The sequence below is a fragment of the Fructobacillus sp. ChS1-6f1-1-27 genome (genome assembly GCF_059579415.1).
Genome location: NZ_JCAOER010000019.1, coordinates 1 through 9,687, shown reverse-complemented (window position 1 = coordinate 9,687; position 9,687 = coordinate 1). Strand labels below are relative to the sequence as shown.

At 47.8% G+C, this 9,687-nt stretch carries 9 protein-coding genes; 1 reads left to right on the top strand and 8 read right to left on the bottom strand.

The window, feature by feature from the left end; all coding sequences use genetic code 11:
- Positions 1 to 119: 119 nt before the first annotated feature.
- From holA to pepA, 8 genes are all read right to left on the bottom strand, one after another.
- Positions 120 to 1,115 (bottom strand): DNA polymerase III subunit delta, encoded by a 996-nt coding sequence (gene holA / locus AC5162_RS06260; protein WP_496534399.1) that lies wholly within the window; start codon positions 1,113 to 1,115, stop codon positions 120 to 122.
- Entirely contained in the window at positions 1,084 to 3,417 is a 2,334-nt protein-coding gene (locus AC5162_RS06255; RefSeq protein ID WP_496534398.1) for a DNA internalization-related competence protein ComEC/Rec2, read from the bottom strand. Before AC5162_RS06255 ends, holA begins: the two co-directional genes overlap by 32 nt.
- Positions 3,417 to 4,118, bottom strand: coding sequence for a helix-hairpin-helix domain-containing protein (locus AC5162_RS06250; protein WP_496534397.1), 702 nt, complete (start codon positions 4,116 to 4,118; stop codon positions 3,417 to 3,419). Before AC5162_RS06250 ends, AC5162_RS06255 begins: the two co-directional genes overlap by 1 nt.
- A gap of 74 nt (positions 4,119 to 4,192) precedes the next feature.
- The gene (gene coaD / locus AC5162_RS06245) at positions 4,193 to 4,669 is read right to left on the bottom strand and encodes a pantetheine-phosphate adenylyltransferase (RefSeq protein WP_496534396.1); all 477 of its coding nucleotides are present in this window, start codon (positions 4,667 to 4,669) and stop codon (positions 4,193 to 4,195) included.
- A gap of 1 nt (position 4,670) precedes the next feature.
- The gene (gene rsmD / locus AC5162_RS06240; RefSeq protein WP_496534395.1) at positions 4,671 to 5,237 is read right to left on the bottom strand and encodes a 16S rRNA (guanine(966)-N(2))-methyltransferase RsmD; all 567 of its coding nucleotides are present in this window, start codon (positions 5,235 to 5,237) and stop codon (positions 4,671 to 4,673) included.
- A complete protein-coding gene (locus AC5162_RS06235; RefSeq protein ID WP_496534394.1) occupies positions 5,237 to 5,632 on the bottom strand; it encodes a YlbG family protein in 396 nt (131 codons plus the stop codon). Before AC5162_RS06235 ends, rsmD begins: the two co-directional genes overlap by 1 nt.
- 1 nt (position 5,633) lies before the next feature.
- Positions 5,634 to 6,818, bottom strand: a complete 1,185-nt coding sequence (locus AC5162_RS06230) for an FtsW/RodA/SpoVE family cell cycle protein (protein WP_496534393.1) — start codon at positions 6,816 to 6,818, stop codon at positions 5,634 to 5,636.
- The gene (gene pepA, locus AC5162_RS06225; protein WP_496534392.1) at positions 6,818 to 7,891 is read right to left on the bottom strand and encodes a glutamyl aminopeptidase; all 1,074 of its coding nucleotides are present in this window, start codon (positions 7,889 to 7,891) and stop codon (positions 6,818 to 6,820) included. Before pepA ends, AC5162_RS06230 begins: the two co-directional genes overlap by 1 nt.
- Before the next feature lie 327 nt (positions 7,892 to 8,218).
- On the opposite strand from pepA, the gene AC5162_RS06220 reads away from it, so the two are divergent.
- Positions 8,219 to 9,529: an NCS2 family permease gene (locus AC5162_RS06220; protein ID WP_496534391.1), complete on the top strand. Its 1,311-nt coding sequence runs from the start codon at positions 8,219 to 8,221 to the stop codon at positions 9,527 to 9,529.
- Positions 9,530 to 9,687 lie beyond the last annotated feature (158 nt).

The following is a 9,687-nucleotide window of genomic DNA, read 5'->3' as shown; positions in this document are numbered from 1 at the left end:
TTGTCTTCTTTTGATAATTTGGACATAATAAAAACCTCGAAATTTGGTTGTCCAAATTTCGGGGTTCATATCATTAATCAGTCACATGATTGGTCAGTGGGTGCTTTTGCTTTATCAGTTTAAAAGTTAGCCATAAAGCTTTCAAATAAGAAGACGGGGTCGACCGTCTTCGACTTCATTTGAATTTCCATCTCCAAAATTTGCAAAAAGCCGTCTCGGACCTTAGCCAAGGAATACTGGCGCAGTGATTGCCGGGCCAGCTTGACTCGGTAAGGGTGGACACCCAAGGCCTTACCGGCCTCTTGGTCAGACCCCTGGAGGCCAGCAACTTGCAAAAGCAAACGGAACTGCCCGAGCAATAAGGCATTTAGGCGAAGTGGTGCTTCCCCATTTTTAACTAAGTCATGGTAGAGGTCTAAGGCCTCTTTGACCTTGCCCTTCAAGACATTGTCGGCTAAGTCAAAGGCCTGGGCCGTTGATTCTTTTGGTACCAAACCAGTCACGGCTTCCAATGAAATAGTTTTAGAATCCGCCGCATAGGCTAATAATTTTGGCACTTCGGCCAACACCTTCGAATAGGAAGCCTGCGTCCGTAGCAAAAGTTCTTCTTCTGCTTCCGGTGCCAATTTCACCTGCCGGGCGGCCAAAAATTGCTGGAGGGCCTGTTTGGTTTGCCGATCGTCTAGGGCGTTTAGCTCCAAGACTTCCGCCTGCTTCAAGACCTCTTTGGTCACCTTTTTACGCTTATCTAGGGTTAAATCGTTGGCAAATAAAACGAGTAAATTACCAGGGACTGGGTTGCCTAGGGCATTCAAAAGTCCTTGTTCCTGGTCTTCGGCCAACTTATTTTTCCCAGTTAAAAAGGTTGGATTTTCAACGATCACTAACCGGTGGTCACCAAAAAATGGCATTGACGAATAATCCGCCAAGGCATCCCCCAGCCCAACTTCAGAATAGTCATAACTAGCCTGGTTCATTTCCTGGTCTTCTGGCTGAATAATCGTTCCAAAAGTCCGGTGGGCCTTTTCGATTAAGGCACTTTCATTCCCCTGAACGAGGTACAAGGCCGGCAGGGCATCCTGGTCAATTTGATTTTTCAAAGTCTGTAAGGTCATAGGTACTCTTTACTTGAAAAGCTTTGCTCCGTTTTTCTTCGTATACATATCTTAGCATACCTTGGCGCTTTGTACTGTAGACCAACATCCGATTTTCCAAAGCCGTTTCCAAGGTCTCTTGGTTCGGGTGGCCGTAGCGGTTATCCCGTCCGGCCGAAATCAGGCCAATCTTCGGTTGCCATTTGGCAAAGGTGGCCGGGTCCGTTGACGTTTTTGACCCATGGTGGCCAAACTTGACCATCGTTGGCCTTAGGTCAGGATACTTGACCGCAACCGCCGCTTCACCCTCCTGGCCCAAGTCACCAGCCGTAAATAAAACCTGGTTACCAACCTGGCCGACCCAGGCCAAGGAATCTTCGTTTTCACCAATCCCAGCCTCAAAAGGATGGACTGGTCGGAGTGGCATTTTTCTTAAAGTAGTCTGGTCTGTTACCCCCACGACCTTGGCCCCGTGCAAATACGGGGCAATCTTCTTTTTAAAGGCCGGCTGGACCTCCATCCCCGCTGGCACCAAAACGCGGTCGACTCGAAAGTTTTCCAAAATCACTTGGGCATCCCCCAAGTGGTCTTGGTCCTGGTGGGAAAAGGCTAAGTTATGAATTCGACTAATTCCCTTAGCATGCAAATAAGGCACAATCACCGACTTGGCCTGTCCCTCTAGTGGTTTGCTAGCTTTTTCTTGGCCTGGTTGGCCCTTTAACCAAGGGGCACCAGCAAAGGAAACTTTCCCACCGGTATCAATTAGCGTTACCGATTTATTCCGTGGTTCGCGCAGTAGGGCTGCATCCCCCTGGCCGATATCAAAAGTGGTGTACTCGCCCTCCTTTGGCCAGTGGACTAGGTAAAAACTAATGGCAAAGGTGACCAACCAGGTGGTTGCAACCCGCCACCTGACTTTTACACTGCCCTGCAAGGCTAGCCACGGCAGGCAAAACAAAATTAACCAGGCTAGCCAAGAAAAGTCACCGACCACAATTTGCCCGGGAAAATTACCAACGACTTGGACTGCTTTATCAAAGGCCCGAACGGCTGTATTTGCCAGTGGGGCAATGCCCGGCACCTGCTGACCAAAGTAGCCCACTAACACGGCCGGTAAGATGGCAACCGTAAAGGCCGGAACGGCTAATAAATTGGCGGCCGTTTGCCAGAGGTTCCAGGAATACTGCTGGCTGGCAATGAGGGGAAAGGCTACCAGGGTTAAAAAGCACCCCCGTTGGATGGTCGTTAATCTGGGTGTTAGTGCCAGGGCCAGTGTCAAAGCAAAGGACAGCTGGCCACCTAGGGTAAACAAGATTAAGGGGTTAACTAGCAATGAGACTAACAGGGCGACCGACCAAACCCAAATGGGGCTGACTTGACTGCGCCGGTGCTGGTGGTAGAGCCGTAATTCACCAGCTACCACTGCCCGAACCAAGATTGGCGGGCTCCCAGTAAAGAGGTAAAATGCTGGTAGTAATAAGGCCTGCAGGGCAACCGTGAATTCCTGGTAGAACCAAAACCGCCGGCCAACCTTTGCCAAAACTGCCAACAGAAAACTAACATGAAAACCCGATAGTGAGAACAGGTGGATAAGCCCCAAATCTCTAATTTCTGGGTTATCTTCATACAGCGAATGGTTCTTGGACCCTAAGATTAGCGCCAAAGCATAGTTTTGTAATGGCTCTGGCAAACGGACTGCCCATTTTTCCGCCAAATAGTGCTGGTGGTGAAAAAAGTCGAGGACGGTTTCTTTCAGGTTAGCAGCCTTTCTCGGTTGAATTTGCCCGCTTTTAACAATGACCTGGTGGGTAATCCACTTCGTTTTGGAAAACATCCGGAAGTCAAACTGATGAAAGTTGGTGGCTGGTAGGATTTTACGGCAATTACCTTGTCCGGTAATTGTTAACGTCTGCTGGTTAGCTTTTAAAGACTGCCATTCCGACAGCGCTTTAACCTGGTAGAAAAACCAGACGGATTGGCCGTTAGCCATGCGAGCCACCCCTTTGACCTGCCCCTTGTCTTCATCAAACTTTAAGTCATCGGGATAAACAGTCAGAACAACCGCTTGGTCTTTTTCCGCTGGTTGTCGGGCCTGCTGGTCCAATTTCACCATGCCATATGCAAAGTATCCGGCAAAACAAAGGGCCAAAGTCAAGATCCGCAGACCGGCCCGAAGGTTTTGCCAAGTAAACCAGCCAACTGCAATGATAGCAGCTAGCAAAATCGTGATTATTAATGCATTGGCTTGGCCAAACACTAACGACAAAGCGCCAACCAACAATGCCAGCAAAAAGGTCGACCGGGTTTTATTATCACTTCCCATCAGACCGTCACCTGGTCTTTCAGCTGGTCAAAACGCTTCGGACCAATCCCGCCAACTTCTTTGAGGTCATCGACTGACCGGAAGAGGTGCTGCTGTTCACGGAAGGCAACAATTTGCTCGGCCTTTTTGGGGCCAATCCCGTCCAGAGCTTCTAGTTCTTTAGCCGTTGCGGTATTCAAGTTGACTGGGGCCTTGTTAGCCCCATCATTTCCACCAGCGCCGGTGGATAAACCTAACCCCGCCGGTGGCTTTTCACCAACTTTGGCGATATAAATTGCAGCCCCATCCGTAACTGGCTGGGCCAGGTTTACCAAATTCGCATCGGCCTCAGCAGTTAAACCAGCAGCCTGTTGAATGGCTTGTTGCATCCTACTGCCAGCTTTTAATTCATATAGTCCGGGTCGGTTGACAGCTCCTTTGATATCGACAACCACTTTGCCGGTTTTGGCTTGGTCAGCTAACTTAGGTCCAACCGACTTAGTCGTCCCGGGCCGTTTTTCATTCGACCCCGGCAGCCCACTTTTTTGACTAAGGCTAACTTGGGTTGGCTGGGCGGACTGGCTAGGTTTTGTCACTGCTCCCAAAAGGCTATGGACCAGCCATAATAGGACTAGTAGTCCCCCACCAGCAGCTGGGATAGCGACCTTCAAATGAGCCTTGGCCCAGGACAACAGTGCTTGAACATTGATTTTTTCAAACATAAAAAATACCTCCTAGGTCATTAGACGTAAGAGGTATTAAAAAATTATCGATTTAATTGTAAAGCGCCCATTTTTTATTCAAAGTGCTTGCCCAGAGCCTTCACGACCACAGCAGGAACAAAGGCTTCCAGCTTATCTGAACCGAACTTAGCAATTTCTTTAACCATCGATGATGACACGTTTTGGTTAGCCGGCTTCGCCAAGAGCAAGACCGTTTCAACCCCGGCCATGACTGAGTTCAATTCGGCAATATCGCGTTCGTATTCAAAGTCCTTCACGTTCCGCAAACCACGGATTAAGAACTTAGCACCAATGGACTGCATATAGTCAACGGTCAGGCCCTCAACTTTACCAACTGTCACATTGGGGAGGTCGGCAACTGCTTCAGCCACAAGTTCTAGCCGCTCGTCAGGAGTAAAAAGGCCTTGCTTGTTAGTGTTGGTTCCAACTGCCACAACGACTTCGTCAAAGAGGGCTGAAGCCCGTTTGATAATATCTAAGTGGCCGTTGGTTAATGGGTCAAAAGAACCCGGAAATACTGCTTTTCTCATCTTAATCCTGTCCTTTTGCTTGGTACTGGTACAAGGACACCCGGGTAATCCCGTAGTCCTTTTGCTTGATTAACGTTAAGTTTGGGCTTGGCTCTGGTAAATCAGCCACCTGGTCGGATTCAATCATGATTACAGAACCATCACGGAGCAAGCCACCATCTTCCATTGCTAACAAATCAGCCTTGAGCTTTTCTTTGGCATAGGGTGGGTCTAATAAGACCAGGTCAAAGACCTGGTTTTCACTGGCTAACCGGGCCAAGGCCGCAGCTGCTGGCACTTTCAAAACTTGAAAGGCTTCTTCGTAGTGGGTCTTTTCAATGTTTTTATGGATGACATCGATCGCCGCCTTTTGCCGGTCAACTAAGACTGCCTGGCCCATCCCCCGCGAAATCGCTTCAATTGCCAAGCCCCCGGTTCCGGCATAGAGGTCTAAAACCTGGCCACCAGTCAAATAAGGCATCAACATCGAAAAGATAGCTTCCTTGATTTTATCGGTTGTTGGCCGCGTTTGCCGACCCTTGACGGCTTCCAAACGCAAGCCGCCAAATTTTCCAGCAATTACCCGCATTAGCTTTGCCCCCCGTTTTGGTCTGACTGACTCGTAGCTGCTGGCCCTTGTTCCTGACTGTCTTGGTCTGCATTTGCCCGTGGGCTAAGTGATTCAGCAATCGCCTGACTGCTAGCACCCTCGCTTTGGTCATAGGCTTCAAAGAAGACATCATCGTGGACGTTTTCTAAGTCAGGGTCGATTTCAGGCCGCGGTGAGACCTTAACCGTCTTAACAAAACGGTACTGGTTTAATTTTTCAACAACTGTTTCGACCTGGTCCTCGTCAACATACAAACAAACGTAGTGCATCTTCTTCGAAATATAGGTCACATCGCCAAATTTGGCCAGTTGCTTGACGTTTTTTAAGCCCCGCATGTAAACGTAAAGGGCCCGTCGGTTATTCATGGTAAACATATTAACGTTTCAATTCCCTTCGCGCCGCATAATCTTGTGGCGCTGGTGTAATAATTTCCTTGTTTTGAGCGGCCACGTTCAGCGCTAAACCAACCGCTGCCGAAAAGAAGACAAAGGAAGACCCTCCTCCAGAAATGAAGGGGAAGACCACTCCAGTAATTGGCAAAAGTCCTAGGACCCCACCCAAGTTAACAAAGGATTGCATTAACATCAGCCCAGCTAAACCGTACAAGAATAAACGGTTGTACTGGCTTTTTTGCCGGATACCGATGTAAACCAAACGCCCAATCAAAATCATCAAGGTGATTAAGACAATCAAGATGGCAATGGCGCCTAGCTCTTCGGCTGCGACCGCCATGATAAAGTCGGTGTTTGATTCAGGCAAGTAAGGCTTCAATAGTGAATTCCCCAAACCAACCCCAAACAAACCACCGTGTGAAATCGCATAGTAGGCGTACAAAAGCTGACGACTCTGGTCTACATTATACCAAGGATCGACGAAGTTCGATAACCGCCGGATGGCATAAGATGATGACTGACCCAGGTGGAAGGCCGAAATGATGTTGGGCAAGAAGAGCAAGAGGATAAAGAACATCGCTACGAAAACAATGTTTGCCCGCGAAGTCACACCAGAAGCCATTAGCATCATCGACAAGACGGCGATGGTGATAAACATATTTCCCAAATCAGGCATTAAGACGTTCATTGTCACCATGATAAAGGGCAAAAAGAGCTTGCGGAGCATCCCTGGCGCAGTCCACTGCTGGATTTGCCGAGAAAGGCCGCCATTTGGTTGCCAAGGCTTTTTTTCAAACCAGTGGGCAAAGTACAAAATCAAAACAATTTTAGCTAGCTCAACTGGCTGCAAGGTCACCGGCCCGATGTTAATCCAACCGTGGGCCCCGTTAATTGCCGGCGCTAACCGGGCAACAATTAACAGCAAGGTTGTGACAATCATCAAGCCGTTTAAAACTTTTTGCTGCCGTAAGACCGACCGCTTAAACTTAAAGGCCAAAAAGGCCACCGTCCAACCAATAATCACGAAGATGGCCTGCTTGGAAAAGGACATAATTGGTGATAGATAAGCATCTTGGGTGGCCGAAAAGACCATCACAATTCCCAAAAGGGATAAGACCGCGTAGGGGACGGCTATCCAATAATCTAAATATTGAAGTTTCTTAAACATTAGTGCCCCACAATATCTCGGTAAACAGAGTCATCTAAGTTCTTAGCAATCGCCGTCACCAATTCAGTGGCTGCGTCAAAGTCTGGAATTGACCAAATCGTTTCGTGCGTATGGATATACCGGGAAGCCACGCCAAGTGAGACCGCTGGCAAGCCAGCAAACTGTCCCTGAACGGCCCCAGCATCGGTCCCACCTTTTGAAACAAAGTACTGGTAAGGAACCTTATTGTCTTCTGCCGTTTGCAAAATAAATTCCTTTAACCGTGGTGAAGTCACCACCGTTGGGTCAAAGACCCGGATTAAAGTTCCCTGGTCCATCAAGCCTTGACGTCCGACCGTTTGGTCGAGGTCGTTGGCCGCTGATGAATCAACGGCAAAAAAGACATCCGGCTTCAATTGGTTCACGGCGGGCTTAGCCCCACGCAAGCCAACTTCTTCTTGGACATTCGCACCGGCAATCAAATTATTAGGAGTTTCAACGCCCTGCAAGTTTTCTAAGGCCGTCAAAATCGCCGAAACACCAAAACGGTTATCATAGGCCTTTGAAACAGCTCGGTTAGGGTTAGCCAACCGGGTTGTCTTAGTAGCCGGCACAACAAAGTCACCGGGGCGGACACCGAAAGCTTCCGCCTGGTCCTTGGATTCAAAACCAGCATCAAACAAGATGTCATCAATGGTTAAGGCACTAGCCCCACCGGTCTTACCGCGGAGCAAGTGTGGTGAAACCGCTGATGAGACTACTGGGTATTGGCCCTTTTTGGTAAACAAGGTAAACCGGTGGGCCGAAACCGTACTAGGGTTCCAACCGCCTAAAGCCACCACCTGCAAGGCCCCAGTTGGCAGAATACCAGAAACCATAAAGCCGACTTCATCCATATGGGCAGCAAACATTACCCGGGGACCCTGGCTAGCTTCATTTTTTACGCCAAAAACTCCGCCTAAGTCGTTTTGGTAGACCGTATCAACCAAGGGGGTCAAGTCTTCTTTAAAGGCAGACCGAACCAAGTCTTCTTGACCTGAAGTGCCCTGCAATTCGGTATACTTTACCAGTCGTTCCCACGTTTTTTGATCCATAGTTCCTGCCCCTCTCAATTTTTTTACGATTTTTCAAAGTTACCTTATTATAGCTTAGTTCAATTGTCCTTGGCAAAAATTCTGAGTCAAGCCCAACTTGCAAAAGCCACCTGGATTTTTTCATCCAAATTAAAGCCCAAAGCATCACAAGGCGGACTATTGTCCCTTTGCTTTCTTAAAGAGACAAACGTTCGATAAAATGGACAATTATCTAAAATTCGTTTAGAAAGTTCGTCTTTATTTCCCTAAATTTTGATTTTCATTTAAACAAAGTGGTATTTTCCTGCTAGAATATTCAGGTAGGAAAAATATTTTAAGGAGATAATTATGTCCTTCATTGCATCATATTTTAAGTTTGACAAGCTCGGCACGAATTTCAGAACTGAATTCATTGCCGGCTTTACCACCTTCGTGGCGATGTCATACATCTTGTTCTTGAACCCAACGGTTTTGGGTGACGCCGGGATGGATAAGGGAGCGGTCTTTACCGCCACTGCCATCGCTTCTGCGATTGCCACCATCTTCATGGGAATTGTCGCCCTTTACCCAATCGCGATTGCCCCAGGTCTTGGGGTCAACGCCTTCTTCGCTTATTCCGTTGTCATTGGAATGGGCGTTAAGTGGCAAACAGCGATGGCCGGCATCTTGGTGGCAGCCGTTATCTTCTTGATCTTAACAATGTTTAAGGTCCGCGAAAAGATTATCGACGCCATCCCAGCCGACTTAAAGACTGCCATTGCCGCCGGTATTGGTCTCTTTATTTCATTTATTGGTTTGCATGACGGTGGTTTGGTTGTCGCCGACAAGTCAACCATGGTTGCCATGGGAAACTTGACTGACCCAGCTACCTTGCTTTCAATCTTTGGTATTATTATTACCTTGGTTTTGATGGCGAAGAACACGCCAGCAGCGATCTTCGTTGGAATGGTGATTACCACTATCGTTGGTTTGGTCTTTGGTCAAATCAAGTTGCCAAGCTCATTGGTTTCAACTGCCCCGTCATTAAAGCCAACTTTCGGCCAAGCCTTTAACTACCTTGGCCACATCGACACCTTCCAAATGTGGGTGGTTGTCCTAACCTTCTTGATTGTTGTCTTCTTTGACACGGCCGGCACCTTGATTGGTTTGGCTGAACAAGCTGGCTTTATGGAAAACAACAAGATGCCACGGGCCGGTAAGGCTTTGATGGCCGATGCCGTTGGAATGACAACTGGTGCTGTTTTGGGAACCTCTCCTACTTCAGCCTACGTTGAATCATCATCTGGTATTGCCGTAGGTGGTCGGTCAGGTTTGACTTCGGTTGTCACTGGTTTGTTCTTCTTGTTGTCATTGTTCTTCTCACCATTGCTAACGGTCGTAACTTCATCCGTTACTGCCCCAGCCTTGGTTGTGGTCGGAATCTTGATGGCCAAAAACTTGAAGAACATCAAGTGGGAAGACATGGCGATTGCGGCCCCAGCCTTCTTGATTGTGGTTGGAATGCCATTGACTTACTCAATTTCAGATGGAATTGCCCTTGGCTTTATCACTTACCCAATCACGATGTTAGCTACTAAGCGTGGTAAGGAAGTCAACTGGCTAATGTACATCTTAGCCCTTGTCTTTGTCTTCTTCTTGTACGTCACTCACAATAGCTAAGCAAATTAAAAGACCAATCCGTCATGACGTATACCCCGAAAGTTAAAGTACTTTCGGGGTATTTTTATGACTAAAATTTCTATAGAAACTAAACTACAGGCAATTAACGAATGTTTATCGCATCAAAATTCAATTAGTGCTATTGCAAAAAAATATGG

What these genes read in the sequence shown, in the direction of transcription:
- holA (WP_496534399.1), bottom strand. Translation starts at nt 1,115, where the DNA reads ATGACCTTACAGACTTTGAAAAATCAAATTGACCAGGATGCCCTGCCG.
- AC5162_RS06255 (WP_496534398.1), bottom strand. Translation starts at nt 3,417, where the DNA reads ATGGGAAGTGATAATAAAACCCGGTCGACCTTTTTGCTGGCATTGTTG.
- AC5162_RS06250 (WP_496534397.1), bottom strand. Translation starts at nt 4,118, where the DNA reads ATGTTTGAAAAAATCAATGTTCAAGCACTGTTGTCCTGGGCCAAGGCT.
- coaD (WP_496534396.1), bottom strand. Translation starts at nt 4,669, where the DNA reads ATGAGAAAAGCAGTATTTCCGGGTTCTTTTGACCCATTAACCAACGGC.
- rsmD (WP_496534395.1), bottom strand. Translation starts at nt 5,237, where the DNA reads ATGCGGGTAATTGCTGGAAAATTTGGCGGCTTGCGTTTGGAAGCCGTC.
- AC5162_RS06235 (WP_496534394.1), bottom strand. Translation starts at nt 5,632, where the DNA reads ATGTTTACCATGAATAACCGACGGGCCCTTTACGTTTACATGCGGGGC.
- AC5162_RS06230 (WP_496534393.1), bottom strand. Translation starts at nt 6,818, where the DNA reads ATGTTTAAGAAACTTCAATATTTAGATTATTGGATAGCCGTCCCCTAC.
- pepA (WP_496534392.1), bottom strand. Translation starts at nt 7,891, where the DNA reads ATGGATCAAAAAACGTGGGAACGACTGGTAAAGTATACCGAATTGCAG.
- AC5162_RS06220 (WP_496534391.1), top strand. Translation starts at nt 8,219, where the DNA reads ATGTCCTTCATTGCATCATATTTTAAGTTTGACAAGCTCGGCACGAAT.